The following is a 26327-nucleotide window of genomic DNA, read 5'->3' on the forward strand; positions in this document are numbered from 1 at the left end:
GCGGCGGCCGTCACGCCTGCAGCGACTTGCCCGGCTCCTTCACGTGCGCGTCGACTTCCATCTGGTAGAAACGCGCGCTGACGAAGCCGAACAGCGTCCAGCCCAGGAACACGCACAGGCCGCCGAGCATCAGCGCCTGCTCGCCCGAGCTGAACAGCGCATAGAAGCTGTACGCGGTGGCGACCATCGCGATCACGTTCGTCAGCAGCGCCTTGGCCGGCGGCACCTTTGCAACCTTCTGGATGGTGATCAGCGCGGCCATCGACATCACGTAGGGCACGAGGTTCGTGACGACCGCGAGATCGACGATCTTCTGGAACTGGCTGCTCAGTTCCGGGCTGATCGTCATCAGCGCCAGCGCGACCTGCGCGACGAGCAGGATCACCATGCCGACGATCGGCGTGCCGGTGCGCGTCGCTTTCGCGAACACCGGCAGGAAGTAGCCGACATCCGCCGAGCTCTTGAACACCTGCGCGACCGTGAACTGCCAGCCGAGCAGCGAGCCGATGCACGCGATCACCATCAGCGCGGTGACGATCGTGCCGACGGTCGGCGTGAACATCGTCGCGAATGCAATGCCGAACGGCGCGTTCGACTTCGCGAGGATCGCGTTGGGCACGATGCCCGCGATCACGTTGGTCGACACGATGTAGAAGATCGCCGATGCGATCGTGCCGCCGAGCACGGCGATCGGCACGTTGCGCTCGGGATTCTCGACGGCATCCGAGTTCGCGCATGCCGACTCGAGGCCGAGGAACGCCCACAGCGTCACCGCGATCGAGCCGCCGACGGCCGGCCCGAACGGCAGGTTGTTCGGGTTCCAGGCCGCGCCCCAGGTCGCGCCGCTGAACCAGAACCAGCCGATCAGCGACACGACGACGACCGGGACGATCACGCCCCACACGGTCACCGCGCCGATCCGGCCGGTGATGCGCGAGCCGCCGAAGTTCGCGACCGTCGTGAGCACGAGCAGGAAGATGGTCCACATCCCCGTCTGCAGCGGCGACAGCGTTGCGTCGAACAGCACGGTGCCGTAGCCGACCGCCGTGACGCCGATCGCGACGTTGGCGATCACGAGCGACAGCCCGTACGTGTAGTTCGCCATGTAGTTGCCGGCCTTGCCGAACGCGTATTCCGCGTAGCCGCCCATCCCGCCCGGCTTGCGGCTCAGCATCCCGCAGCGCGCGAATGCGTAGGCCAGCGCGAGCGAGCCGCCGGCCGTGACGATCCACGACAGCAGCGAGATCGTGCCGACCTGCGCAAGCTTCGACGGCAGCAGGATGATGCCGGAGCCCATCATGTTGACCGCCGTGAGGATGGTCAGCTGCCAGACATTCATCCGGTTCTTCGGCGCGGCCGCCGGGGCCGCGTCGGTCATGCGCGCTGCGTTTTCCATGATGTCGATCCTTCGATGTGAGGCCGCCGCGCGGCCGGTCGCTCGTTCGTCCGTTCAGGCGCTCACGCCGTCAGGCAGTACACGCGATACGTGCCGTCCTCGACTTCCACGCCGTGCGTGTCGTGCGCAAAACCCGGGAAACGCCGGTCGTACGCTTCGAGCGCCTTCAGGTAGCCGAGCACCGGGCCGCCGGCCGGCCCCGCGTTCTCGCCCGGCATCAAGAGCGGAATGCCCGGCGGATACGGCACGACGCCGGTGGCGACCGTCCGCCCGGCCAGTTCTTCGAGCGTGACCTGCTCGACGCGGCCCTGCACGAGATGCTCGTACGCGCGCACCGGGCTCATCTCCGGCGTCGGCAGGATCGAGAACGCCTCCGACATCAGCCGCGTCGTGCCGAGTTGCTCCATCGCCGCGAACATCGTGTCGGCCAGGTCCTTCAGCCCCATGCCCGCATACCGTGAACCGTGCTCCTTCGCGAGCGACGGAATCGCCAGGTCGAGCGGCAGGTTCGCGTCATAGTCGCGCTTGAAGTCGCACAGCGCGCTGACCAGCGAGCCCCACTTGCCCTTCGTGATGCCGATCGAGAACAGGAACAGGATCGTGAAGTCGGTCGTCTTCTCGACGACGATCCCGCGCGCATCGAGATACGCGGTCACGACGCTCGCCGGGATGCCGACCGGCATCAGGCCGCCGGCCGGTGCGACGCCCGGCGTGACGATCGACACCTTGATCGGATCGAGCATGCAGTAGCCGTCTTCGATATTGCCGAAGCCGTGCCATTGCGCGCCGGGGCGCAGCACCCAGCATGCGGGGTCGCTCGCAAGCAGCTCGGGCGGCGCATCGTGGAACGGCAGCGTGCGGCCCGTGCGCGCCTCGAGCACGGTATCGGGTTGCCAGCATTCGAAGAACCAGTCGCCCTTCGCGCCGAATTCGCTGTTCATCCGCGCGATCATCTGGCGGAACGCGACGGCCTCCTCGATCGATTCGTGCGTCAGCGCGGCGCCGCCGGGGCCGTCCATCATCGCCGCGGCGACGTCGTTCGACGCGATGATCGCGTAGTTCGGCGACGTCGATGCGTGCATCATGAACGTTTCGTTAAACTGACCATGCGGAATCGGGCTGCGGCCGTCGCGCACGTGGATATACGAGGCCTGCGACAGCGCGGTCAGCAGCTTGTGCGTCGACTGCGTCGCGAACACCGTGGGGCGATCCGCGTGATGGTCGCGCGGGTCGCCGTGCATCGCATGGCGGTCGCGGTAGATCGGATTGAAACGCGCGTAGCCGTACCAGGCTTCGTCGAAGTGCAGCCGGTCGACGCTCGCGCCGAGCAGTTCTTCCACGCGCGTGACGTTGTAGCAGAGGCCGTCGTACGTCGAGTTCGTGATGATCGCGTGCTTCGGCTGGCGATCGGCCAGCCCGGCCGCGAGCGGGTTCGACGAGATCGCTTCGCGAATCGCCGTCTGCGTGAGGCGCTCGGAGGCGATCGGCCCGATGATCCCGTAGCGGTTGCGTGTCGGCACGAGGTAGGTCGGGATCGCGCCCGACATCGTCATCGCGTGCTCGGCCGACTTGTGGCAGTTGCGGTCGCACAGCGCGATCTGGTCGCGGCTCACGCTCGCCATCAGGATGATGCGGTTCGACGTCGACGAGCCGTTCGTCACGTGATAGGTGCGATGCGCGCCGAACACGCGCGCCGCGTAGCGTTCGCTTTCGCCGATCGGGCCCGAGTGATCGAGCAGCGAGCCGAGTTCGCCGACCGAGATCGACAGGTCCGAGCGGAACAGCGATTCGCCGAAGTATTCGAAGAACGCGCGGCCAACCGGCGATTTCAGAAAGCCCGTGCCGCCCGTATGTCCGGGCGTGTGCCACGAGTATTCATAAACGCGGGAGAACTTCGCGAGCGCGCCGAACATCGGCGGCAGCACGGTCGAGCGATAGCGTTCGATCGCCGCATGGATGCGCCCGCCGATGAAGTCGGCCGTATCCTCGAGCAGCCACACGAAATCGTCGACCTGCCCCATCACCGCGGACGGCACCGACGACGCGACGCTGCGGTCGGCCAGCAGGAAGATCGGCACGTTGGCGTTGCGCTGCCTGACCGCGTCGACCACGGCCTCGGACGGCCCGTGGCCGTCCACGCCGAGATCCCAGTCGAGCAGCACGCACTGGATCGACGGATCGGAACGGATCAGCATGATCGCATCGTCGGCGGAGGTCGCCGTGAGCACGTCGATGTCGCGTTGCACGAGCTCCGCGCTCAGCGTACGGACCGCACGCCCGGTCGCCGTTTCCTGAGCGATCTCGTCATCGACCAGCAGTGCGCGCATGCCGAGACGACGAATGCCACCGGCTGAAGTATTCATGATGTTGCCCTCGCGGTTCCGATGCTTCGATTGTTGTGTTGTTCATCTCACGAGCACGCGGACAGCAGGCCACGGTCCACGGCGTGAGACGCTCGCAATTCCGGTTTGATTCGCCATTCAATTCGCTGCCGACTATGCCATAGACGACTTTCAATGAAAAGCAGACGATTCGGTGAAGCCGTCGGTCGCTTTCAAAGCTGATTTCATGATTTGATCATTTTTATGTGCACCGCAGCATTTAAATTCGAGATAACTTGATCATCCTCATCCTGCAATGACATTGTCATTTCCAATCGATTGAATTCACCGGGTTTTGTTGCTAGGATCGGCTGCGCCGTGCGCTGACCGGCGCCTGCTGCACCCCGCCGCGCAAGGCCAGCTGGCGCGACGCGCATTCGGCATTCAGCATTCGCGGGAGCATTTGAATCGGCTGCGGTGCATGCCGGATCACGCATGGATTGCGTACCGGCACGAATACCGCTCCCGCTTCCGCACATTTACGGGAGAGTTCGCGTGAGCCTGTTGAAAATCGCAGTCGAGCCGGCGCTGATCGGCGCCTTCCTCACCACGCACGAACAGGTCGATGTATTCCAGACCGATTTCACGAATATCGCGGCAATCGTCGTCGGAATTGAATCGGCACAAAAGGTGCTGAAAACCGTTGAAAAAACCGGGTTCGCGATTCCGTTCTTCGTCGCGGTCGAACCCGACCAGGAAGTGCCGCCGTCGGTCCTGCCGAGCGCGAGCGGCGTGATCCAGCTCCGGCACGGCGGCCGCCACTACTACGGCCGGCAGATTTCCGCCGCGGCCGACATCTACAGCGAGAACCTGCTGCCGCCGTTCTTCAAGGTCATGCGCGAATACGTGCAGCGCGGCTACGTCGAGTTCGACTGCCCGGGCCACCAGGGCGGCCAGTTCTTCTCGAATCACCCGCTCGGCCGCATGTTCTTCGACTTCTTCGGCGAAACCATCTTTCGCGCGGACCTCTGCAACGCGGACGTCCGGCTCGGCGACCTGCTGATCCACGAAGGCCCCGCGCTGGAAGCGCAGCGCAACGCCGCGCGGATCTACAACGCGGACAAGACCTGGTTCGTGCTGAACGGCACGTCGACGTCGAACAAGGTCGTCACGAGCGCGCTGCTCGCGCCCGACGATCTCGTGCTGTTCGACCGCAACAACCACAAGTCGGTACACCTCGGCGCGCTCGTGCTGTCCGGCGCGCGGCCGGTCTACCTCGAAACCGCGCGCAACGCGTGGGGCCTCATCGGCGGCGTCGACAGCGCGGCGCTCGACGAAGCACGCATTCGCGACGCGATCCGCGACGTCGCACCCGAGCGCGCCGACCAGCCGCGCCCGTTCCGGCTCGCGGTGATCCAGCTCGGCACCTACGACGGCACGATCTACAACGCGCGCGAGATCGTCGACCGCATCGGCCATCTGTGCGACTACATCCTGTTCGATTCGGCGTGGGTCGGCTACGAGCAGTTCATCCCGATGATGCAGGACTGCTCGCCGCTGATGCTGACGCTCGGCCCCGACGATCCCGGCATCTTCGTCACGCAGTCGGTGCACAAGCAGCAGGCCGGCTTCTCGCAAACATCGCAGATCCACAAGAAGGACAGCCACATCGAAGGCCAGAAGCGCTTCTGCGATCACCGGCGCTTCAACAACGCGTACATGATCCATGCGTCGACGAGCCCGTTCTACCCGATGTTCGCGGCGCTCGACGTCAACGCGCAGATGCATGCGGGCCCGGCCGGCAGGCGCCTGTGGCGCGACTGCGTCGCACACGGCGTCGATGCGCGCAAGCTGCTGATGAAGACCTGCCGCCAGATCCGCCCGTTCGTTCCGCAGCAGATCGACGGCCGCCCGTGGGCCGACTACCCGACCGAGCAGATCGTCGACGACCTGCGCTTCTTCCGCTTCCACCCGGCCGACACCTGGCACGGCTTCGAAGGTTATGCGGACGACCAGTATTTCGTCGACCCGTGCAAGCTGCTGCTGACGACGCCCGGCATCGATCGCGACACGCACGAGTACGCGCCGTTCGGCGCACCGGCGCCGATCCTCGCGCGCTACCTGCGCGAGCACGGCGTCGTGCCCGAGAAAGCCGACCTGTACACGATCCTGTTCCTGCTCACGCCGTCGGAAAGCTTCGGCAAGCTGCAGCATCTGGTCGCGCACCTCGCGCAGTTCGAGCGCCATCTCGACCAGGACACGCCGCTGCGCGAAGCGATTCCGTCGCTGTGCGAAGCCTATCCGGAGCTGTACGGCACCATGCGCCTGCGGCAGCTGTGCCAGCGCATGCACGACTTCTACCGCAGCCATGACATGAAGCACCTGCAGAAGCAGATGTTCCGGCGTGCGCAGTTCCCGAAGCAGGTAATGCAGCCGCAGGCCGCGAATGCCGAGCTGATCCGCAACAACGTCGAGCTCGTCACGCTCGACCGCATCGAAGGCCGGATCGCAACCGAAGGCGCGCTCCCCTATCCTCCCGGCATCTTCTGCGTGGTGCCCGGCGAAGCCTGGGGCGGCCCGGCGCTCGACTACTTCCGTGCGCTGGAGGCCGGGATCAACGCGCTGCCGGGCTTCGAGCCGGAGATCCAGGGCGTGTACCTTGAAACGAAACCGGACGGCACGAAGCAGGCGTCGGCGTACGTGGTGGCGGCCGGCGTCGACGCATCACGCGCCTGATCCTGACGGGCGGCAGCGCGCCGCCCTTCTTCGCGACTGCCGCACGGCGCGGGCGCCGGCGCCCAGCATCGACCCTTGCGCCCCGCCTGACCGTGCGGTACCGTCCTTCTTTCCGGGATAACCGAAGCCTCGCCTCGAAACCCATCCGTCGATTCGATCCGATGCGGCCCCGCCCCTGCCCGGCGCTGTCGTGTCGACCGTACAGGAGGGGTTTGCGATGGACGTTCGCGTGTACCTGCTGGCCGCCGCCGTGTTCCTGGCCGGCGTCGCCGAAAACATCTGCGTCGGCATCCTGCCGGCGATCTCTGCCGGCCTTCACGTGTCGATTGCGGCCGCCGGCCAGCTCACCACCATCTTCTCCGCCGTATTCGCACTGGCCGCGCTCGTTGCGGCCGCCTGCGTCGCGCGCGTCGAGCGGCGCACCGCGCTGCTCGCGGCACTCGGCGCATTCGCGGCCGCGAACCTGCTTGCCGCCGCGAGCCCTGGTTATGCGAGCCTGTTCGCCGCGCGCGTGCTGATGGCCGCGAGCTGCGCGACGCTGATCCTCGTCGCGACACGGTTCGCGGCCGAACTCGCCCCCGCGTCGCAACGCGGCCGCGCGATCGGTATCGTGTTCATGGGGATCAGCGCGTCGCTCGTGCTCGGCGTGCCGATCGGGATGCGGATCGCCGAATGGGCCGGCTGGCGCGCGGTGTTCGTGTCGATCGCCGTGCCTGCCCTGCCGCTCGGGATCTGGCTCGCCCGCCGGCTGCCACGCATGGCGCCGGCGTCGGCCGGGATGCCGGCCGGGTCTTCGTATCGTGCCGTGCTGTCACGGCCGCGGCTGCTGGCCGCGCAGCTCGTGTCCATCGCAATGATCGGCGGGCATTTCACGCTGTTCGCGTATCTCACGCCCTATCTGCAGGCCGTGCTGTCGCCCGGCGCGGCGGCACTCGAAGGGCTGTACGTCGCGTTCGGGATCGCCGGCGTGACCGGTGCGTGGCTCGGCGGACTGTTCTCGGACCGGCTCGGCGCGTCACGCGCGCTGTGCGCATGCCCGGCCGCGTTTCTCGTCGCGATGGCCGTGCTGCCGGCGGCCGGCGCATCGCCGCTCGCGTTCGTGCCCGCGATGATGCTGTGGGGCGGCATCAGCTGGTCGATCTCGCCGATCGTGCAGAACTACCTGATCCACGCCGCGCCGCCGCTGGCCGATGCAAGCGTCGGCATCAACGTATCGGCCATGCATGCGGGTGTCGCGCTGGGGTCGGCGCTCGGCGGTGTGCTCGTCGGGCGCGACGCACTGCTCGTCACGCCGTGGGCCGGATGCATGCTCGTGACCGTCGCGCTGGCCTGCGCATGCGTCGCGGCGTGTCCTGCCCGACAGGCCGTGCGGACCTCTTGAATCACGGCAGGCAGCGCGATGCGCGCGCCCGCCGCATCACCACGCCTGCCGGTAAATCTCCAGCGCGTCGGCCTCCGTCACCTCGCGCGGATTGTTCACGAGCAGGCGCGTCTGCAACATCGCATCCGACGCCATCCGCGCCAGATCGCTTTCGCCAATGCCGACTTCGCGCAGTGTGCGCGGAATACCCGTCGCGACGATCAGCCGGTCGATTTCGGCGATCAGCGCGTGCGTGCGCGCTTCGTCGCTGCCCGTCGCCGACGGCGCGACGATCGCCGCAAGTTCCGCATACAGCGGCGCGGCGGCCGGCGCATTGAAGCGCAGCACGTGCGGCAGCACCAGCGCATTCGACAGCCCGTGCGGCACGTGGAAAATGCCGCCGACCGGATAGGCCAGCGCATGCACGGCCGCGACCGGCGCATTCGCGAACGCCTGCCCCGCGAACATCGCGCCGACCAGCATCGCCTCGCGCGCATGCCGGTTCCGGCCGTCGTCACACGCTGCCAGCAGGTTGCGAGACAGCAGCGTGAGCGCGTGTGTCGCCAGCATGTCGGACACCGGATTCTTCAACCGCGCGGACGTATACGCCTCGATCGCATGCACCATTGCGTCGATGCCCGTCGCGGCCGTCGCCGCACGCGGCAGGCCGAGCGTGAGTTCCGCGTCGAGGATCGCGACGTCCGCGAACAGGGTCGGCGACACGACGCCCATCTTGCGCGCCTCGCCGACCGTCACGATCGACACGGCCGTCACCTCGGACCCCGTGCCGGCCGTCGTCGGCATCTGCACGAGCGGCAGCCGCGCGCTCGTGACCTTGTCGACGCCGTACATGTCGGCCAGCGCCTGCTGTCGCGGCGCGAGCACCGCGATCAGCTTCGCGACGTCCATCGACGACCCGCCGCCCAGGCCGAGCACGATCTCGGCATCGGCCGCGACGGCGCGCTCGGTCGCTTCGAGCACCACGTGCTCGGGCGGATCGGCGATCACGTCGTCGATCACGGTCACCTGCCAGCCGTGCGCGGCGAGGCTCTCCAGCGCGGGCGCGAGCACGCCGCTGCGATGCAGGAACGCGTCGGTGACGACGCACAGCCGCACGAGCGCCGGAAAGCGTTCGCGCAACAATGCGCCGAGCCGGCGCGCGACGCCGAATTCGACGATCTGCGTCGGAACGGTACGGAATTGAAACGGGTTCATCGGGTGCCTCCCGGTGGCGTCGCCGTGCCGGTGTCCGGCTGCACCATGTAGCGCGACACGTCGCGGCGATCGAGCAACGGAATGATCGCGCCGATCCCGATCCGCTGGAAATGCGGCGTTTCCCGATGCGCGTCGAGGCCGTCCGCGTCGCGGTAGCGCTCGAGAATCACGATGTGGTCGGGATTCTCCGGCGAGCGGAAATACGCGTAGTCGAGATTCTTCGGCTCGGCGCGCGTCGCCGGCGCGAGTTCCGCGAGCAGTTCGATTACGCGGTCGCCGTTGCCGGGCGCTGCGAAGTAATGCGCGATGACCTGCAGGTAAGGTTCGTTCATGATGCGCTCCATGTTCGACGCAAACCCGTCACGCCGACGGGTCGAAATTCCACCATGCGCTGTCGCTCGTCGACACCGCGACCGCCCCGTGCCGCCTCGCGCTGCGGACGTCGTCCGCGTTGCCGACGAAGCCGGACGCGACGATCGGCGGCAGCGCCTGCCGGTCCGCTTCGCTCAGGTGCGCGAGCATCGGCGCCGGCATCAGCTGCACGAGGTTCGGATCGCTCTGCTCGATCGCCTTCACGCTGCGCGGCCACGTCGAGCGATCGGTCACGAACACCTTCTGCATCGTGATCAGCCCCGCGCGGTTCGCGCGCTGGATCGTCGCGACGCGCGTCGACACGACGCTCGCGACGCCGATATCCGCCAGATACTCGACGCCGCCCTTGTCCTGGGACAGCCCGTCGCAACTGTCGATGTTGACGATCACGAACTTGCCGGCCCGGGCGAGCGCCGCGACTACCGCCTGCAGCCGGCGCAGGTCGACGTTCGCGACGATGCCGACCTCGGCCTCGCTGTCGATGAAGCTGTCGGCCTGCTCGACGCCATACAGCGTGGCGATGACGGGATGACGGGCGAGACGCGCGCCCAGCGACTTGTCCATGACGTTTACCGGTCGACGTGCGGGCCGGTCTCGTCGCCGAGACCGAGCTTGCCGGGGTTGAGGATGTGCTTCGGATCGAGCGCGCGCTTCACCGTCTGCAGCACCGGGAATGCCGTGCCCAGCGAATCGCGCATGTACGGCGAACGCAGCAGCCCGACGCCGTGGTGATGACTCAACGCCGCATTGTATTGGATCAGCACCGCGTTTGCCGCGTCCCATGCGGCACGGTACCAGGCGGCCCGCTCGGCCACCGCGACGTCGCCGCGCAGCGAGAAATACAGGCACGCGCCGTCCGCATACGCATGCGACTGGTGGGCGGATCCGGCCAGCGTGCCCGGCACGGCCTGCAGCGCGGCCACCACGTCGCGATAGATCGCCGCGAGATCGCGCCAGCGGCCGCACATCTCCAGCGTGTCGGCGACGAAACCCGGGCTGCGCTTGAAGCCTTCCGCGCTCTTGCCGGTCAGGTAGCGCGTATCGAGCCACTTCTCGAAGATCGCGTCGCCGTCGAGCTTGCGCCCGCCTTCCTCGCCGACGCGTTCGCTGATCGCCATCACCGCGTCGACCATCTCGCGCGCGCCTTCGTCGGCGATCAGCAGCACGTTCGTGTCGGGCAGACCGAACTGCACGCCGCTCTCGAGTGCGTCGTAGAGCCGCAGCGCCGCCGGGTTCGCGCCGCGCTGCAGGATTTCGCGACACGCGTCGAGGCCTGCCGCGAAGGTATCGAAACCGTACGCGATCGCGCGGCCGTAATCGGGCAGCCGATGCAGCTTCAGGCGCGCACGCACGATGATGCCGAGCGTCCCTTCGCTGCCGATGAACAGTTGCTGCAGATCGGGGCCGACCGCCGCGCGCGAATAGCCGCCGAGCGTGACGAGACTGCCGTCCGCGAGCACCACGTCCATCCCGAACACCATGTCCTCGATCTTGCCGTAGCGGGTCGACAGCTGCCCCGCGCCGCGGCACGCGATCCAGCCGCCCACCGTGCTGATCCCGAACGACGACGGCCAGTGCCCCATCGTCAGCCCGTGCTCGCGCTGCAGCGTTTCCTCGAACACGTCGCCGAACATCCCGGCTTCGACGTCGACGATCTGGCTCTCGGCATCGACACCGATCAACCGGTTCAGCCCGCACACGTCAAGGACGATGCCGCCGCGCACCGGCAGCGCCGCGCCCGTCACGTTGCTGCGGCCGGCGGACGCCGTCACCGGAATCGTCGCCGCGTGCGCGATGCGCATCACGGCCTGCACCTGCTCGACCGTCGACACGCGCACGACGACCGCATTCGGCGTCGCGGGCCGGCCGGCGGTTTCCGCGACCATCGACGCGGCCCACCAGTCGCGCGTCCACGCGACGACGTCGGCCGGCTGCGCGAGCACCTCGTCGGCCACCGCGCGCAGCGCATCGACCTGCTGCGGCGATACCGCAACCGGCGCGCGCTGCATGCCGGCCTCGGCCGGTGCGCCGCCGGCGGCGGGCAAGTTCAGCGAATAAGGGGGTGGCGTATGCGCGCCGACGACGTAGTTGCCGCGGTTGTAGCCGCGCTTGATGGCTTCCTTGCTGATCATCCGTGTTCTCCCATGAGGATGGCTTTTTCGAGTGCGACGGCGGCGACGTAGTCGCGCACCTGGCTGGCGACGGCTGCCTCGGACAAGCCGAGCTCCGCCTGAAGAATCGCGCCGACGCGCGGCGCCGCGCGTGCGGACGCATCGCGCGCCATCAGCCGCGCGCGGGTGCGGCGCGACAATACGTCGTCGATGCTGCGCGCGAATTCGTGGCGCACCGCATAGAGCACTTCCGCTTCGCTGTACGGCAGCCCTTCGACGATCGGCGCGAGCAGCGACGGCGTCGCGTCGGCGAGATCGCCGACGAAGCGCGCCTCGGTGCCGTAGCGTTCGCCGAGATGCGCGGCGAGCCCGCCCGATGCAACGATCGCCTGCGGGTCGTAGCCGGCCGCGCCGAGCAGGTACGCGGATTTCGTGCGGCAGCGCGTGCGGCGGCCGAGCAGCTTGCCTACCGTATCGATGGTCTGCTCGGCCATGTGCCGCGACGTCGTCAGCTTGCCGCCGACGATCGTCACGAGCCCGTCGGGCGCGACGTGAATCTCGTGATTGCGCTTCATCTCGATCGTCTTGCCGCCCGGCGGCCCGACCAGCGGCCGGCATCCGGCGATGCTGCCGACCACGTCGGCCGCGTTCAGGTCGACCTTCAACGCGGAGCGCGCGCCTTCCAGCAGGAAATCGAGTTCCTGCCGCGTGCAATGCACGTCGTCGAGATCGCCGTCGTAGTCCTCGTCGGTCGTGCCGAGATACGACACGTTGCCCCAGCGCGTGATCGTCGCGCGGCGGTTGCGGCCCGGCACGGGGATCGTCACCGTGCAGTCGTTGCGGATCTTCAGCCACGGGATCGCGACATGCACGCCCTTCGCGGGCCGTACCTGCAACGCGGCCGCATCGCCCTTGCGCGCGCCGGTCCAGTCGCGCAGCCATACGCCGGTCGCCATCACGACCACGCGCGCCCGCACGCGCCGCTCACGGCCGTCGGCATGCACGATCGCGCCGTCGACCTTGCCATGGCCGTCACGCGTCAGCTCGACCACGCGCGCGTGGTTTGCGACCGTCGCGCCGTGAAATGCGGCCGTGCGCACGAGGTTCAGCGTCAGGCGCGCATCGTCGACGCGCGCGTCGAAATACAGGAAGCCGCCCGTCAGGTAGGTTTCGTTGAAGGTCGGGCAATGCGACAGTACTTCGGCCTTCGTCAGCTTCTGGTGCAGGATGCCCTCGCGCCAGCCGCCGGCGATGTCGTAGGTCCACAGCAGGCTTTCGAAGGCTTTCGCGAGGCGCTTGTCGAACACGCCTTCGCGCTCCATGACCGGGAACAGGAACGGCAAGCGCTGCACGAGATGGCGCGCGTTGCGCCGCAATCGCTGCCGCTCGAGCAGCGAATGGCGCACGAGCCCGAGATTGCCTTGCTCGATGTAGCGCAGCCCGCCGTGCACCATCTTCGACGATTTCGACGACGTGCCCGACGCGAAGTCGCTCTTCTCGACGAGTGCGACGCGCAGCCCGCGCAAGCTCGCATCGAACGCCGCGTAGGCGCCCGTCACGCCCCCGCCGACGATCAGCACGTCGAAGGTATCCGCTTCGAGTCGCGCCAGATGCTCGTCGCGGTTCACGCGCAGCGGCTCGGTGCCGGTCATCCCGGCACGGTCCGTCCGTGGTTTTCTGGATGGCAAAAACATCATGCTGGTCGTTCTCCGTACTTACGCGTGAGCAAAATCGGCCGCGTGCGCGAGCTCGGACGCGATCCGCGCATGCCAGGCCGCACGCCGGCGCTGCCGGCTGTCCGCATCGATCGAAGGTTCGAATACGGCGTCGGTGACGAGCGTCGCGCGGGCCGCGTCGAGCGAATCCCACATCAGCCCCGACGCTCCCGCGAGGAATGCCGCGCCGCGCAGGCTCGCCCGGTCGCCTTCGCGTATCCGGCGCACCGGCACGCCGCTCACGTCGGCCTGGATCTGCAGCAGCGTGTCGCTGCCCGCGAGGCCGCCACCGACGATCAGCTCGGACACCTCGGCCCGCGCGACGGCCTGGTTGGCCTCCATGCACGACGCGACCGAATGCGCGATGCCTTCGAGCACCGCGTATGCCACCTCGGCCTGCGTCGTCGCGATCGAGATGCCCGACAGCAACGCGCGCGCATTCGGCTCCATCCGCGGCACGCGCAGGCCGGTGAGCGCCGGCACGAACGTCACGCCGCGCGCCGACTGCACGGTGCCCGCAAGTGCGCTGATCTGCGCGGGATCGTCGAACCAGCGCAACTTTTCGCAGACCCAGCGCAACGCCGATCCCGTCGTCGCGACGAATGTTTCGAGCGAGTAATGCGACACGCCGCCGTGCCGCCGCGCGGTCATCGCCAGCGTGCCGTCGTGCGCATGACCGGGTTGCGCGTGCGATCCAGCGTCGGGGCGCACCGTCCCCGTCAGCAGGTCGACGAAGCTGCCGGTGCCATGCACGCACATCGCCTGGCCGCGCTCGACGCAGCCGAGGCCGATTGCGCCCGCGAACTGGTCGCCCGCGCACGCAAGGATCGGCACGTCGATACCGAGCACGTCCTCGCGCGTGCGACCGAACGTGTCGGCGTCTTCGCGCAGCGCGGGCAGCAATTCGCGTGGAAAGCCCAGCGTGTCGAGCCACGGGTCGAAATAGCGATGTTCGCCGAGCAGGTAGGCACTGGCGGAGGTCGCATTGGTCGGCGTCGTCACGCACTCGCGCGCATCGGACAGATGCCACATCAGCCACGTATCGATCGTGCCGAACGCGAGCCGGCCCGCGCGATGTGCGTCGGCCACCGCCTGCGACGTACGCATCTGATGCACGGCCCACAGGTACGGCGAGCGCACGCCCGCCGGCCGGCCGACCTGCGCCACGAGCACGCGGTCCCAGTCGGCCGCGAGGCCATCGAGCTCGGCCGCATGACGCGTGTCCTGCCAGACCATCGCGGGCACGAGCGCGCGCCCGGTCCGCGTGTCCCACAGCACGGCGGTCGCACGCTGCGTCGCGAGCGCCAGCGCGACGATGCGCACACCCTGCTCATGCGCATGGGCGAGCGTCGCGCGGCAGACTGCCAGCGTCTTGTCGAGAATCGTGTTCGCGTCCTGTTCGACGACGCCGGGCCGCGGGCTCTCGACCGACAGCGGCAGGTATTCAAGGCACGATACGTGTCCGCTCGCGTCGACGAGCGCGGCGCGCGTGCCGGACGTGCCTTCGTCGATCGCGAGAATGGCGTTTCGGGTTTCGGTCATCGCTGCGTTTTCTCGATGGCGGGTTTCAGGAAGGCCGACTCGGTGCGCGCGTCCTCGCCGAAGTGCGGCGCGTCGGGTTCGTTGTCGGGATTGATCGTCGTACGCGTCGGATCCCAGCGGATCGCGAAGCAGATCGCGCTTGCGATGCACGGCACGATCGCCAGGATCAGGAACGTGTGTTCGAGGCCGTAGCGCGCGCGAAACAGCGGAAAGACCAGCAGGCCGAGCGCCGCGCCGATCGAGCCGAGCGCGCCGACGATGCCGTTCGCGCCCGCGCGCAGTTCGCCGCGAAACGACAGCGACGACAGGCTCTTGCCGTTCGCGCCGGGGCCGGCCGAGTGGAACAGGATGAACAGCGATGGCACGACCACCGACAGCCACAGCGGCATGCGCGCATGGAACAGCCCGAGCACGACCAGCATCGCGCAAACCGCCGCGAAGCCGATCGCCGACGCGCGGCGCAGGCCGACACGGCGGCCGACCGCCGACGACGAGAAACCGCCGACGATCCCGAACAGGTTGAACACGAGCGCGCCGAGCGTCGCGTAGACGAAGTCCTTGCCGAACAGCGCCGCGCTGATCAGCGGCAGATACCAGCCGATCGCGAAATATTCGATCGACTGGCCGATCTGCACGGTCGCAGCGAGGATCGTGCGCGGCAGGTAGACGCCGCGAAAGATCAGCAGCACGTTCGCGAGGCCGCGCGTGGCCGGATTGACGATGGGGGTGCGTTCGTGCGCGGGCGCGGCGACGAAGGCCTGCCCGTAGATCCGCGTCATCGCGCGCGCCGCGTCGTCGAGCCTTTCCTTGCGCGCGAGCCAGATCGGGCTTTCGACGAGGAACGCGCATTGCAGCGCCAGGATGGCGACGCCGAACACCGCGGTGGCCGCCACCGAGTAACGCCAGATCGAATCGCCGACCTGCCACGCATGGAACGCCAGCGCGAGCAGCAGGTTCAGGCAGACGGCCGTGTACCACATGCCCTGCCAGGTATTGAGCCGGCTCTTCAGGCGGCCCGGCGTGAACTCCGCGAGCATCGCCATCGCGATCGCGAAGTCGATTCCGTACGCCATCCCGACGAAGAAGCGGCCGGCGAGAATCGCGTTGAAATCCGGTGCGAACACCACCAGCAGCGCTCCGATCACCGACAGCAGCTTCGCGGCGATCAGCGGCCGCACACGGCCCCACCGGTCGGCCATCCAGCCGCCGATCGGGTTGAACGCGATCGCGACCCACGATGCGAACGACGTCATCCATGCGACCTGCGCGGCCGACAGATGCAATTCGTGCGTCATCGGCCCGAGGCCGGCGCTCAATGCGGAGTTGGAAAATGCGTCGAGAAACAGCCCGCCGAGCGACAACCACCAGACGAGCCCCGCCCGGCCCGCAATACCGGGGCGCGCGTCGAGAAAGGAGATGACGTCTTCAATGCCATGAAGCTTGACAGCGATCGTTTGCACAATCGGCCTCCGTATATTTTTTCTGTAAGAGGCTCGACATTGCAGATGCGATCGACGCATGGAGAGACCATCTTACAGATAGTCTCTTATCTAGATCTGCCAGCGCAATTTACGGTGGGCAGCGCGCCTGTGTCAAGCGCGGTCGGTTGTGCATTGCAGCGAGCGGCGCATCATCGCGCCGCTCGATAGTTGTGTCCGCAACGTCGTTCGCAAGCGGGCGACGCACCGCGGACCACGCGTTTACCACGGCACGGTCCGCCCCAGATAGTCGAGGTATTCGAGCCCTGGCCGCGTCCGCTTCGCGAGCAGCACGTCGACGAGGCCCGGCACACTCTCGTCGATGGTCAGGCGCGCATCGGGCCCGCCGAGCTCGGTGCGAACCCAGCCGGGCGCCATCAGCGCCAGCGCACGACGCGTATCGGCCTGACGCGCCGCGAAGCTGCGCATGAACTGGTTCAGCGCGGCCTTGCTGCCGCGATACACCTCGCGCATCCCGCTGACGTTGTTCGCGACGCTGCCCTGCCCCGACGACATCGCGCCGATCAGGCCGTCCGCGGTCACGAGATCCTGCAGCGTCTCGATCACGCGCATCGGCGCCAGTGCATTCGTGATCATCACGCGCACGAATTCGTCGGTCGTCACTTCGCCGATCGTTTCATTCGGATCGTTGGTCGTCCCGGCATTCACGAACAGCATGTCGAAGCGCCTGCCCGACAGTCGCTCGCGCAACGCGGCCAGTTGCGCCGGCTCGCAGATGTCGAGCGTCTCGATGTCGAGCCGGCCGTCGTACCGGCTCGCGAGGTCGTGCAGCTTCGTGCGGCCCGATCCTTCGCGCACGGTACCCGTCACATTCCAGCCCTTTGCCAGGAAAGTCTCCGCCATCGCGAGCCCAAGGCCGCGCGAGGCCGCGACGAGCAGGATCGTGGGTGCGTTTCGATTCGATTCAGTCGATTGCATGGTGTCAGCCTTTGCCGGGTTGCGTGATGGGCCCACTATAGGCATCCATCACGGCAGGCGCCAGACGCACCCGATGCAATCCATAGTTGCACTCAACGCCATGTCAGTCGCGCAAAAGCGTATCCTGCCCTCATGGAAGACATCGACCTGAACCTCGTCACGGCGCTCGATGCGTTGCTGTCGGAAAACAGCGTGACCGGCGCCGCGCGCCGGCTCGGCCTGAGCACGTCCGCGATGAGCCGTACGCTCACGCGGCTGCGGAGCGCCACGGGCGATCAACTGCTCGTACGCGCCGGGCGCAAGCTCGTGCCGACGCCGCACGCGGCCGCGTTGCGCGATCGCGTGCATGCGATCGCAAGCGACGCACGCGCCGTGCTGCGGCCGGCGACGGCCGACGTCGACATGGCGACGCTCGCAGCGACGTTCACCATTCGGGCGGCCGCATCATTCATGGAAATGCTGTCCGGCCCGGTGGTCGCCGCGCTCGGCGAAGTCGCGCCGCACGTGCGTATCCGCTTCGTACCGAAGCCCGACCGCGATCCGCAAGCACTGCGCGACGGCACGGTCGACCTGGAAATCGGCAAGCGCGGCGACGACGCGCCGGAACTGCACACGCGCATGCTCTTTCACGACTGGCACGTCGCGGTGGCACGCGCGGGGCACCCGCTGTTCGCGTCGGCCAGGATCACGCCGGCACGCTACGCAGCCTGCCGTCACGTCATCTCGGCCCAGCTCGGCGATTTCAGCGGGCCGGCCGATGATTCGACCGATCGACCCGGCTCGGGCCAGCCCGTGCATGTCGTGGTCCCCGGCTACCCCGACGCGATGCGCGTTGCCGCCAGCACCGACCTGATCGCGCTGGTGCCGCGCTCGAGCCTCGGCAACGCTTTCTCGCCCGGGCTCACCGAAGCCCTCGGGCTGTGCAGCTTCGACATCCCGGTTCGCCTGCCCGCGATCCTCGTGTCCGCACTATGGCATCCGCGCATGCACGGCGACCCGGTGCATCGCCGTCTGCGCGACGCGGTCATTGCGGTCTGCCAGCGTGCGTATCCGGATTCCCGCCCGCCGCGTGCAACGGCACGCGGCACCGGCACACGCAAGGCCGGCTGACGCGCGGCTCAGACCAGCCGGCCGCCGCCGTCGACGTGCAGGATTTCGCCGTTCATGAAACCATTGCCCAGCAGGAACGCGATCGCCTCGCCCACTTCGTCCGCGCGGCCGACGCGCCCGCCCGGCAACGCCGATGCGGCCCCCGCGAGGATCGCGTCGCGCGCTTCCGGACCGAACGTGTCGTAAAGCGGCGTCTCGACGAAACCGGGCGCGACGACGTTCACGCGAATCGGCTTCAGCTCCAGTGCGAGTGACTGCGCCAGCGCCTCGACGCCGCGCACGGCGGCGGCAATGACGGACGTGCCATGCGCGGCCGGCCGATCCGACAGTTGCCCGCCGGTCAGCACGATCGAGCCGGTCGCGGGCAGCAGCGGCAGCGCGCCCCGGATCGCATACACCGGCCCGGCGATGCGCTCGTGCAGCGCGGCAAGCAGATGATCGGGATCGGTCTCGTTCAGCTTGCCTGCAATGAACTGGCCGGCCGTGACGACCAGGTGATCCACGCGCGTCATCGCGTCGAATACGGCCTGCACCGCGTGCCGGTCCGCGATGTCGGCCACGGCGATGCCTGCGCCGCCGATCGCTTGCGCAGCGGCTTCGAGCCTTGCGCGGGTCCGCCCGACCAGCGTGACGCTGGCGCCCCGCGCCTTCGCGGCGTTCGCAGCCGAAAGACCGATTCCCGAGCTCCCGCCGAAAATCACGACGTGCGCGCCGTCCAGTGTCGAAAATTGCGTTGCCTCGTTCATGTCGACTCCTCATCAAGGATTGAAGGTTCGCGAACGTTAGGTCATTCTCGATTGCACCGGAACGTGGGAGACTTGCATAAGGTTCATGCCATAAAGGAATGAGATGGATGCATTGCGCTCCATGCGCGTGTTCGTCCGCGCGATCGAGCTGGGTAATTTCTCGGCGGTCGCGCGCGAGGAAGGCACCGGCCAGCCGACGATCAGCAAGATCGTCGCCGCGTTCGAACAGGAGCTGGGCGTGCGCCTACTCGAACGCTCGACGACGAGCCTCGCGCCGACCGACGAAGGCCGCCGGTTCTACGACCGCTGCAAGCGCGTGCTCGATGAATACGAAAGCGCGGTGGCCGAGGTGCGTGGGCAAACGCTGCGCCCGGCCGGCAAGCTGGTCGTCAATGCGCCGCTCGGGCTCGGCGAGCTGAGGCTGAATGCGCTCGTGCTCGAATTCCTCGCCGCGTGGCCGGAAATCGACGTCGAACTGCACCTGACCGATCGCGTGATCGATCTGGTCGAGGAAGGTGTCGACGTCGCGATTCGCCTCGGCCACGTCCTGCCGCCCGATGCCGTCGCGCGCCACATCGCATCGTCGCCGCGCCTGCTGGTGGCCACGCCCGGGTATGTCGCGCAGGCGCCGGCACTCCGCCGCCCGGAAGACCTCGCGAAGCACGCGTATGTCGGGTACGCCCGCACGGACATCATCGGGAGCGAACTGCAATTTGCCCGCGGCGACGAAACGGTCACCGTTCCGGTACACGGCCGGTATCGCGTCAACAGCTCGATCGCGTTGCGGGAGTGCTTCCTGGCCGGGCAAGCGGTCGGCAGCGCGCCGGCGTGGCTCGTCCAGGACCTGATCGACGGCGGACAGCTCGTCCGGCTGCTGCCGAAGTGGGACATGGTGCCGCCGCACGCGCTGCATCTCGTCTACGCGTCGCGCCGCCATCTGCCGCTCAGGACCCGCACGTTCCTGCAATTCATGACGCAACGCATTCCCGAACTGCCCGGGTTCCGCGCGACCGCGACGCCATCCGCGATAACCACGCGGCCAACCCGCTGACCGCCGGCATCGATCCATCCCTTTTTCCCGACCGACCGAATCCCCGCTATTGCGGCGCGCGACGGCGGCGCCGGCGGGCCCTTCGGCTAAAATGCCGCACTTTCCACCTTGTCCGGCCCGCTCGCCATGCAACCCGCCTCCTCCGCCCAACCCGCCGCCCACGGCGCCGACGCCGCAGCATCGGCCCGCGACCTCGTCTACGGCCCGAACGACCGGCCGGCGCCGATGGTCGCCTTCGTCGCCGCGCTGCAGCACCTGCTGGCGATCATCGTGCCGATCGTCACGCCCGGCCTGCTGATCTGCCAGGCGCTCGGCGTGTCCAGCCGCGATACGACCCTGATCGTGTCGATGTCGCTGGTGATTTCCGGCATCGCCACCTTCGTCCAGTGCAAGCGCTTCGGCCCGCTGGGTGCCGGCCTGCTGATCGTCCAGGGCACCAGCTTCAACTTCGTCGGCCCGCTGATCGCCGGCGGCAGCCTGATGGTCAAGCAAGGCACGCCGGTCGAGACCGTGATGGCCGCGATCTTCGGCGTCGTGATCGCCGGGTCGTTCGTCGAGATGGGCGTGTCGCGCATCCTGCCGTTCGTGAAGCGCCTGATCACGCCGCTCGTCACCGGCATCGTCGTGCTGCTGATCGGCCTCACGCTGATCAAGGTCGGCCTCATCAGCATGGGCGGCGGCTACGGCGCGATGGCCAAGGGCACGTTCGCGAGCGCGGAGAACCTCACGCTGTCGGGGCTCGTGCTCGGCACGATCATCCTGCTGAACCGCGTGCCGGTCGTCTGGGTGCGCAGCACCGCGCTCGTCATCGCGCTCGTGATCGGCTACCTCGCGGCCGCGTTCCTCGGCCGCCTCGACTTCACCGGCATGCATCAGGCCGCGCTGTTCCAGGTGCCGACACCGCTGCACTTCGGCATCGGCTTCTCGTGGTCGCTGTTCGTGCCGATGCTGATCATCTACCTCGTCACGTCGCTCGAGGCGATCGGCGACGTCACGGCCACCAGCAAGATCTCGAACGAGCCGGTCGAAGGGCCGGTGTGGATGCAACGCATCAAGGGCGGCGTGCTCGTCAACGGCGCAAACTCGCTGCTGGCCGGCGTGTTCAACACGTTCCCGAGCTCGGTGTTCGCACAGAACAACGGCGTGATCCAGATCACCGGCGTCGCGAGCCGCTACGTCGGCATCTGGATCGCGGGGATGCTCGTGGTGCTCGGCCTGTTCCCGGTCGTCGCCGGCGTGCTGCAGGCCGTGCCGGAGCCCGTGCTCGGCGGTGCGGCCATGGTGATGTTCGGCGCGGTCGCCGCGTCGGGCATCAACATCCTCGCGGGCGTCCAGCTCGACCGTCGCGCGCTGCTGATCATCGCGGTATCGCTGGCGCTCGGCCTCGGCGTGTCGCAGGTGCCGGACATCCTCAACAGCCTGCCGCACGCCCTGAAGAACGTGCTGGAATCGGGCGTGGCCACGGGCGGCATCTGCGCGCTCGTGATGAACTGGTTCCTGCCGGAAAAGAAGTAATCGCATGACGACGCGGCGCGCCTTAGAGGCCGCGCCGCTCGTCGCGCCGAACGGCGCCGGGCTCCCGGTGCCTGCAGCCGAAGCCGGTCACCGCACCGGCTGCGCACGCTCCCCACCCCGCGTCACGCTCAGAACCGCTCGTCCGCTATCGCCGGCATCACCAGTTCGCGCACGAACGCGGCATCGGACAACCGCAGCAACGTACGCACCACGGCCACCACGTCGTGAACCGGCACCAGCCCGCCCTCGCCGCGCGCCGCGGCCTCCTCGAGCGGAACCGACAATGCATCGTCGGTATTCAGGTTGCCGAGCTGCAGGCACGTGACAGCCAGCCGGCTGCTTCTGAATCCCTCGCGCAACGCATCGGCCACGCCGTTCAGCGCGAACTTCGACGCGCCGAACGCGACCTCCGGCCGCCCGCTCTGCCGAAGCGCGGACGTGGAACCAGTCAGGATGACCTGCGGTTTGGCCGATTGCAGCAAGCGCGGCACCAGACGCTTGAGCAGCAGCAGCGTGGCCGTGAGGTTGACGTTCACCAGACTGACGATCGCATCGTCCGGCTCGTCCAGGAATGCATAGCCGTCCGTGAAGGCCGCCGTCTCCCAGATCCCCACGTTGCAGATCAGCACGTCGAACGTGGCCGGCGCGGCTTGCGCAATGTGCGCGGCAGCTTCGGCAGGCGAGGCCATGTCGGCTTCGATCCATTGCAGCTCGACGCCTGGCGGCAACGCCAGCGCATCCGGACGCAGGCGCGATACGCCGATGACGGTGTCGCCGGCACCGCACACGCCTTCGGCAAGTGCTCGGCCCAGCCCTCTGCTGGCGCCGATAATCATGATCTTCATGGCGGGTTTCCCGATGGTCGTCGCGAACCGTGCTTCCGGCGCTCGCGCTGGATGGCTCCGCGTCGGCTTCCGTGCGAGGCGTACTCATGGAAGAACCGCGTGCGGACAGTCCGGCGATCGTAACGTGTCGCGGCGAGCGGCGCGGCATGGCCCTCGACATCGCAAGGGCGTTCCGTCCGGTGGCGATCAAACGTCAAACCCGGTCAGGCCGCCTTGGCCGATCGATTTGTGCTGGTTAGAATCACGAAATGCCCCAAATCCTCGCCCCCGACACAGCCCCCGAAACCAGCGCCGTCCCGGTCAAGGAACGCGCGACCGTCGTCTGCTATCGCGATGAGCAGGTGTTGCTCGTCGCGCGCGCGGCGTCGCGCTGGGCCCTTCCCGGCGGCACGATCAAGCGCGGGGAAATGCCGCTCGAAGCCGCGCATCGCGAGTTGTGCGAAGAAACCGGCATGACCGGCCAGGATCTGACGTACTCGATGCAGTTCACCGGGCTCGCAAAGGTCCATCACGTGTTCTTTGCGGAAGTCGGTCCGGACCAGACGCCGCAAGCGAACAACGAGATCGAGAAATGCAAGTGGTTTCCGATCGACAGTGTCGACGGGTTGCGCGCGAGTATTCCGACGAAGCGAATCGTCGAACTCGTCTACAACCACGAAATCCGCAAGGCGTAGCGCACGCACGAGCCGTCACCGGCTCGCGTCGATCTGCGTGGATCAGCGGCGCGCGAACGCTCAGTGCGTGCGCTGTCTTCGCAATTCGCGCGTGGAATAAACGACGAGGAAGATGCCGAGCATTGCGGCGCCGGACGCCATGAACTCGTTGGCGCTTCCCGAGCTGTGCAGCAACGCCGGGAAAACGCCGAGACTCAATCCCGCACCAGCGAGAAGCAATCCTGCTGCCACGCCCCAGATCGGTCCGGTGGACCTGTCGATTTTATTTTTCATACAGCACCCGTCTACAGTCATGACCTGGTCGGTGCCGGCAAACAGCACCGCGTCTACCGCCAGTGTTTTCACTATAGCCGGAAAATAATTCACTGCGTCCTCGGGCATTTACCGATCAAGTTTTACCGGTCACGACCGCCCGACCGGGAAAATCGTGCCCCGTTCAGCCCCGGATTCGACGAACGATCCGCACGCCGCCCGGCCACCGCGCCTGGCGACCTTCCGATCCGTATCCGGTCGCGTCACGACGACCGGAACATGCATCGCTCGCGGCGCCCGGCCCCCGGCGCAAGCCAGGCGACCGCCGCCTCCGGCCCGCGTCCCGCACCCGGGCGCCGATCGATTTCACGCCACTGCGCCAGGTGTAATCACGTGTAATTGCACCGCCCCCCCAAACTGCCTAATTTCCACCTGTACATTCGGCGCGCCGATACGGGAAGGCCGAGCGCCCCGAAGGATCCGCGAGCGTTTCACCTCAAACCGGCGCATGTCCGGCGTAGCGCAGTTCGGCAAACCGGCACTTTGACCGGGCTACCGGTCCAGGGCGGGATTCGGGCGACACCGCGCGGAATCCCCGTCGGACTCGACATGAAACACCACACGTTCTCAACTGGAGATGGAAATGATCAATATTCAGGACTCCCGAGTCATCAAGTACGACAACGACAAGAAGAGCGTCACCGTCTATCGCGATTACTCGAATTCGAATCTCTGGTACATCGTGCCGAAACCCCAGCTGGCCACCCAGACCGTCGACGGCATCACGCTCCCGGCGTTCTCGTTGACCGAGTTCAGGACGAACAGCGGCTCGGCCGGCACGGTGACGTTCACGGCCGAGCTCGTGATCGACCAGGAGGCCTACCAGGCCGTGAAGAACGTCCTGGGCCAGGGTATCGAGTTCGGTCAGTTCGTGTGGAACGACGCCCAGGCCTTCCTGACGCTGACACTCCCGTCCGGGACGCCCGATACGCAGCTCAACGTCACGCCGTCCAATTTCGGCAGCAACGCGGCGACGTTCATCATCGACCTGAAGACCGCCGCCGACGTCAAGGCGATTCGCGACATCTTCGACTCGGGCGTCGGCCTGTCGACCTGGTCGATCCAGTACGTCGCCACGACGCTGAGCCAGTTGCCGGCCGTCAAGGCCACCGTGACCTACGACTGCTCGATCGCCGCCAGTTACCAGAAGACCGTCCACATCGACCGCAACGTCTGGGGCAGCGAGACCGGCCGGCGGACCACGATCCGCGAATACATGCAGAAGTCCGATTCCGGCAAGGTCGACCTCGAGTGGAAGGTCCAGCCGTCCGACGAGTTCCGGCAACGCGTCCACGACTGGGCGTTCACGACGCTCGAGGGGCTGGTCCAGGCCGCCGCCGACGATGTCGCGCGCCGCCTCGGCGCAAGTGCGGCCGACGATTTCAGCATCAACTCCATCGGCTCGTTCCAGCGCATCTATCAGGAAAACGAGGTGATCGACTGGACGATCATGCCGCAGGGCTTCCTGCCGACCTTCGACAAGACCGTCTGGAGCCGGCTGGACAAGACGGTCGACAACCGCACGCTGGATGTAGGCGTGACGATGTCGGCCGACCTGAAGACCGCGGGCATCAGGAAGGTCACCGTGACCATCGACTATCCGGGCAAGGGTCAGCCGGAATCCAACGCATTCACCGTCGGCACGGCCAATATCTGGCATTACGAATCCAATGGCTTCTTCGGCCCGGACAAGCAGTTCGTCTCGGAATACACGTACTGGTACCAGGTCGAGCCCGAAAACGGCGATGCCTTCACGTCGCCGAAATTCAAGAGCAGCAGCGATCAGCTCCAGATCTCCAACACCAACCTCGGCTACCAGCAAGCCGAGTTCATCTGCTCGAACATTCCATTCGCATCGGAAAAGCCGGGCAACACCGTCGACTTCGTGCTGATCGACTTCACGTACCTGCCGACCGCCGACTCCAAGCTGTTCGTCGATCAACGCAAGATCACCAAGAACGTGCAGGCCGTGCAGTTCCGCAGCCACAGCTATCAGCCGAGCGGCGCGAACTACAGCTACGCGGTCACCTACGTGCTGACGAACGGCGACGTCATCGTCAACCAGCCGCAGTCGGTGTACCCGGTGGTGAACAGCCAGACCCTGACCGTCTACAGCATGATCGGCCCGGCCGACTTCACGGTCACCGTCATGAACGACACGATCCCGGGGGGCAGTATCGCGCTGCCGGCGATCACCGGCGTCATGCTGACGACCGACTACACCGACCAGCCGGACAGCCCGGATCACCAGACGCACAAGTTCCACGAACTGAGGATCGAGGACTACTACACCGACACGTGGGAATACCAGGCCGTCAAGCGCAGCACCTCGACCGTCCAGGTCGACGGCACGGTCTATTACCGCGACGAGAACAACACGCGCAAATCCGTGGCGGTCCGCAAGGTGCGCTACGGCAACACGCCGTCGTTCGCACTGGACGTGTTCCCGGTCCAGCTGCCCTTCACGGTGACCTTCGATCCGTCGCTGGTCGACTGGAAGGCGTACGTCCAGGTCGAAGTCCAGATGTATCGTGTGTCGAAGTCGGGCAAGACCGACATCGACTCGTGCATCTTCAAGCCCACGACCCTGTCGAACGGCACCACGATCTTGCCGTCGCCCTACTACTACACGTTCGCGCGTGAAGTCGATGCGTCGACGGAATTCCACTACGCGACAACCTACTTCGAAACCGGGACCAACCGCGGCGTCGAGGGCCCGCAGGGCAATTACGAGAACAATACGCTGGTGCTGCCCCACGACGCCAAGGGCGGGAAGCAGCCGGTCCATTCGGTCAGGCTGCCGGCAAGCGACGTCGCGACCCGCGACCTCGACGAGACCGACAAGGCCGACGAGACCGACCTGGTCTGATCGCCCCTCCGACCAATCCA

At 67.1% G+C, this 26327-nt stretch carries 21 protein-coding genes; 7 read left to right on the forward strand and 14 right to left on the reverse strand.

Annotation, left to right across the window (positions count from 1 at the left end):
* Positions 1–10: 10 nt before the first annotated feature.
* The 3 genes from potE to HWX87_RS03830 form a co-directional block, all read right to left on the reverse strand.
* A complete protein-coding gene (gene potE / locus HWX87_RS03820; protein WP_176045872.1) occupies positions 11–1396 on the reverse strand; it encodes a putrescine-ornithine antiporter in 1386 nt (461 codons plus the stop codon).
* Between the two features lie 62 nt (positions 1397–1458).
* Positions 1459–3759: an Orn/Lys/Arg decarboxylase N-terminal domain-containing protein gene (locus HWX87_RS03825; protein WP_176045873.1), complete on the reverse strand. Its 2301-nt coding sequence runs from the start codon at positions 3757–3759 to the stop codon at positions 1459–1461.
* A gap of 203 nt (positions 3760–3962) precedes the next feature.
* Positions 3963–4214 carry a hypothetical protein gene (locus HWX87_RS03830; protein WP_244137591.1) on the reverse strand — a complete coding sequence of 84 codons (252 nt, stop codon included), beginning with the start codon at positions 4212–4214 and terminating at the stop codon, positions 3963–3965.
* A gap of 58 nt (positions 4215–4272) precedes the next feature.
* Here HWX87_RS03830 and HWX87_RS03835 point away from each other — a divergent pair, with 58 nt between their 5' ends.
* Together HWX87_RS03835 and HWX87_RS03840 are read left to right on the forward strand one after the other, a co-directional pair.
* Entirely contained in the window at positions 4273–6453 is a 2181-nt protein-coding gene (locus tag HWX87_RS03835) for an ornithine decarboxylase (protein WP_176045874.1), read from the forward strand.
* A 217-nt stretch (positions 6454–6670) separates the two neighbouring features.
* Positions 6671–7834 carry an MFS transporter gene (locus HWX87_RS03840; protein WP_176045875.1) on the forward strand — a complete coding sequence of 388 codons (1164 nt, stop codon included), beginning with the start codon at positions 6671–6673 and terminating at the stop codon, positions 7832–7834.
* A gap of 36 nt (positions 7835–7870) precedes the next feature.
* Here the strand turns inward: HWX87_RS03840 and HWX87_RS03845 are convergent, their stop codons facing one another.
* From HWX87_RS03845 to HWX87_RS03880, 8 genes are all read right to left on the reverse strand, one after another.
* Complete coding sequence (locus HWX87_RS03845; protein ID WP_176045876.1) at positions 7871–9028, reverse strand: iron-containing alcohol dehydrogenase; 1158 nt, start codon at positions 9026–9028, stop codon at positions 7871–7873.
* Complete coding sequence (locus HWX87_RS03850; protein WP_124450101.1) at positions 9025–9360, reverse strand: putative quinol monooxygenase; 336 nt, start codon at positions 9358–9360, stop codon at positions 9025–9027. Before HWX87_RS03850 ends, HWX87_RS03845 begins: the two co-directional genes overlap by 4 nt.
* Before the next feature lie 28 nt (positions 9361–9388).
* Positions 9389–9964, reverse strand: coding sequence for a glycerol-3-phosphate responsive antiterminator (locus HWX87_RS03855; RefSeq protein WP_176045877.1), 576 nt, complete (start codon positions 9962–9964; stop codon positions 9389–9391).
* Between the two features lie 5 nt (positions 9965–9969).
* The gene (locus HWX87_RS03860) at positions 9970–11532 is read right to left on the reverse strand and encodes an FAD-binding oxidoreductase (RefSeq protein WP_176045878.1); all 1563 of its coding nucleotides are present in this window, start codon (positions 11530–11532) and stop codon (positions 9970–9972) included.
* Entirely contained in the window at positions 11529–13208 is a 1680-nt protein-coding gene (locus HWX87_RS03865; protein WP_176045879.1) for a glycerol-3-phosphate dehydrogenase/oxidase, read from the reverse strand. Before HWX87_RS03865 ends, HWX87_RS03860 begins: the two co-directional genes overlap by 4 nt.
* A gap of 18 nt (positions 13209–13226) precedes the next feature.
* Positions 13227–14768, reverse strand: a complete 1542-nt coding sequence (locus HWX87_RS03870) for an FGGY family carbohydrate kinase (RefSeq protein ID WP_176045880.1) — start codon at positions 14766–14768, stop codon at positions 13227–13229.
* Positions 14765–16228: an MFS transporter gene (locus tag HWX87_RS03875; RefSeq protein ID WP_176045881.1), complete on the reverse strand. Its 1464-nt coding sequence runs from the start codon at positions 16226–16228 to the stop codon at positions 14765–14767. The genes HWX87_RS03870 and HWX87_RS03875 overlap by 4 nt, the downstream gene beginning before the upstream one ends.
* 240 nt (positions 16229–16468) lie before the next feature.
* Positions 16469–17185: an SDR family oxidoreductase gene (locus tag HWX87_RS03880; RefSeq protein ID WP_176045882.1), complete on the reverse strand. Its 717-nt coding sequence runs from the start codon at positions 17183–17185 to the stop codon at positions 16469–16471.
* Positions 17186–17317: 132 nt separating this feature from the next.
* Between HWX87_RS03880 and HWX87_RS03885 the strand changes: the two genes are divergently transcribed.
* Positions 17318–18295 (forward strand): LysR family transcriptional regulator, encoded by a 978-nt coding sequence (locus tag HWX87_RS03885; protein ID WP_176045883.1) that lies wholly within the window; start codon positions 17318–17320, stop codon positions 18293–18295.
* Positions 18296–18303: 8 nt separating this feature from the next.
* Here the strand turns inward: HWX87_RS03885 and HWX87_RS03890 are convergent, their stop codons facing one another.
* Positions 18304–19041 (reverse strand): SDR family oxidoreductase, encoded by a 738-nt coding sequence (locus tag HWX87_RS03890; RefSeq protein ID WP_176045884.1) that lies wholly within the window; start codon positions 19039–19041, stop codon positions 18304–18306.
* 103 nt (positions 19042–19144) lie between these two features.
* On the opposite strand from HWX87_RS03890, the gene HWX87_RS03895 reads away from it, so the two are divergent.
* Complete coding sequence (locus HWX87_RS03895; RefSeq protein ID WP_176045885.1) at positions 19145–20092, forward strand: LysR family transcriptional regulator; 948 nt, start codon at positions 19145–19147, stop codon at positions 20090–20092.
* Between the two features lie 126 nt (positions 20093–20218).
* Entirely contained in the window at positions 20219–21607 is a 1389-nt protein-coding gene (locus tag HWX87_RS03900; protein ID WP_176045886.1) for a nucleobase:cation symporter-2 family protein, read from the forward strand.
* A gap of 128 nt (positions 21608–21735) precedes the next feature.
* Here the strand turns inward: HWX87_RS03900 and HWX87_RS03905 are convergent, their stop codons facing one another.
* The gene (locus HWX87_RS03905; RefSeq protein WP_244137592.1) at positions 21736–22443 is read right to left on the reverse strand and encodes an SDR family oxidoreductase; all 708 of its coding nucleotides are present in this window, start codon (positions 22441–22443) and stop codon (positions 21736–21738) included.
* Between the two features lie 257 nt (positions 22444–22700).
* Between HWX87_RS03905 and HWX87_RS03910 the strand changes: the two genes are divergently transcribed.
* Positions 22701–23126 carry an NUDIX hydrolase gene (locus HWX87_RS03910; RefSeq protein WP_176045888.1) on the forward strand — a complete coding sequence of 142 codons (426 nt, stop codon included), beginning with the start codon at positions 22701–22703 and terminating at the stop codon, positions 23124–23126.
* A 60-nt stretch (positions 23127–23186) separates the two neighbouring features.
* On the opposite strand, the gene HWX87_RS03915 is transcribed toward HWX87_RS03910, so the two are convergent.
* Positions 23187–23399, reverse strand: a complete 213-nt coding sequence (locus HWX87_RS03915; RefSeq protein WP_176046334.1) for a hypothetical protein — start codon at positions 23397–23399, stop codon at positions 23187–23189.
* Between the two features lie 622 nt (positions 23400–24021).
* On the opposite strand from HWX87_RS03915, the gene HWX87_RS03920 reads away from it, so the two are divergent.
* On the forward strand, positions 24022–26307 hold the full coding sequence (locus tag HWX87_RS03920; RefSeq protein ID WP_176045889.1) for a hypothetical protein: 2286 nt from the start codon (positions 24022–24024) through the stop codon (positions 26305–26307).
* Positions 26308–26327 lie beyond the last annotated feature (20 nt).

The sequence above is a fragment of the Burkholderia sp. BCC1644 genome, from assembly GCF_902833225.1.
In the GTDB taxonomy this organism is placed as follows: Bacteria; Pseudomonadota; Gammaproteobacteria; order Burkholderiales; family Burkholderiaceae; genus Burkholderia.

Excerpts from the sequence above, each read along its gene's own strand:
- HWX87_RS03895 (WP_176045885.1), top strand. The coding sequence starts at position 19,145 with ATGGATGCATTGCGCTCCATGCGCGTGTTCGTCCGCGCGATCGAGCTG.
- HWX87_RS03870 (WP_176045880.1), bottom strand. The coding sequence starts at position 14,768 with ATGACCGAAACCCGAAACGCCATTCTCGCGATCGACGAAGGCACGTCC.
- HWX87_RS03920 (WP_176045889.1), top strand. The coding sequence starts at position 24,022 with ATGATCAATATTCAGGACTCCCGAGTCATCAAGTACGACAACGACAAG.
- HWX87_RS03825 (WP_176045873.1), bottom strand. The coding sequence starts at position 3,759 with ATGAATACTTCAGCCGGTGGCATTCGTCGTCTCGGCATGCGCGCACTG.
- HWX87_RS03855 (WP_176045877.1), bottom strand. The coding sequence starts at position 9,964 with ATGGACAAGTCGCTGGGCGCGCGTCTCGCCCGTCATCCCGTCATCGCC.
- HWX87_RS03840 (WP_176045875.1), top strand. The coding sequence starts at position 6,671 with ATGGACGTTCGCGTGTACCTGCTGGCCGCCGCCGTGTTCCTGGCCGGC.
- HWX87_RS03850 (WP_124450101.1), bottom strand. The coding sequence starts at position 9,360 with ATGAACGAACCTTACCTGCAGGTCATCGCGCATTACTTCGCAGCGCCC.
- HWX87_RS03900 (WP_176045886.1), top strand. The coding sequence starts at position 20,219 with ATGCAACCCGCCTCCTCCGCCCAACCCGCCGCCCACGGCGCCGACGCC.
- HWX87_RS03880 (WP_176045882.1), bottom strand. The coding sequence starts at position 17,185 with ATGCAATCGACTGAATCGAATCGAAACGCACCCACGATCCTGCTCGTC.
- HWX87_RS03890 (WP_176045884.1), bottom strand. The coding sequence starts at position 19,041 with ATGAACGAGGCAACGCAATTTTCGACACTGGACGGCGCGCACGTCGTG.
- HWX87_RS03865 (WP_176045879.1), bottom strand. The coding sequence starts at position 13,208 with ATGATGTTTTTGCCATCCAGAAAACCACGGACGGACCGTGCCGGGATG.
- HWX87_RS03845 (WP_176045876.1), bottom strand. The coding sequence starts at position 9,028 with ATGAACCCGTTTCAATTCCGTACCGTTCCGACGCAGATCGTCGAATTC.
- HWX87_RS03885 (WP_176045883.1), top strand. The coding sequence starts at position 17,318 with ATGGAAGACATCGACCTGAACCTCGTCACGGCGCTCGATGCGTTGCTG.
- HWX87_RS03915 (WP_176046334.1), bottom strand. The coding sequence starts at position 23,399 with ATGAAAAATAAAATCGACAGGTCCACCGGACCGATCTGGGGCGTGGCA.
- HWX87_RS03860 (WP_176045878.1), bottom strand. The coding sequence starts at position 11,532 with ATGATCAGCAAGGAAGCCATCAAGCGCGGCTACAACCGCGGCAACTAC.
- HWX87_RS03905 (WP_244137592.1), bottom strand. The coding sequence starts at position 22,443 with ATGATTATCGGCGCCAGCAGAGGGCTGGGCCGAGCACTTGCCGAAGGC.
- HWX87_RS03910 (WP_176045888.1), top strand. The coding sequence starts at position 22,701 with ATGCCCCAAATCCTCGCCCCCGACACAGCCCCCGAAACCAGCGCCGTC.
- HWX87_RS03830 (WP_244137591.1), bottom strand. The coding sequence starts at position 4,214 with ATGCGTGATCCGGCATGCACCGCAGCCGATTCAAATGCTCCCGCGAAT.
- potE (WP_176045872.1), bottom strand. The coding sequence starts at position 1,396 with ATGGAAAACGCAGCGCGCATGACCGACGCGGCCCCGGCGGCCGCGCCG.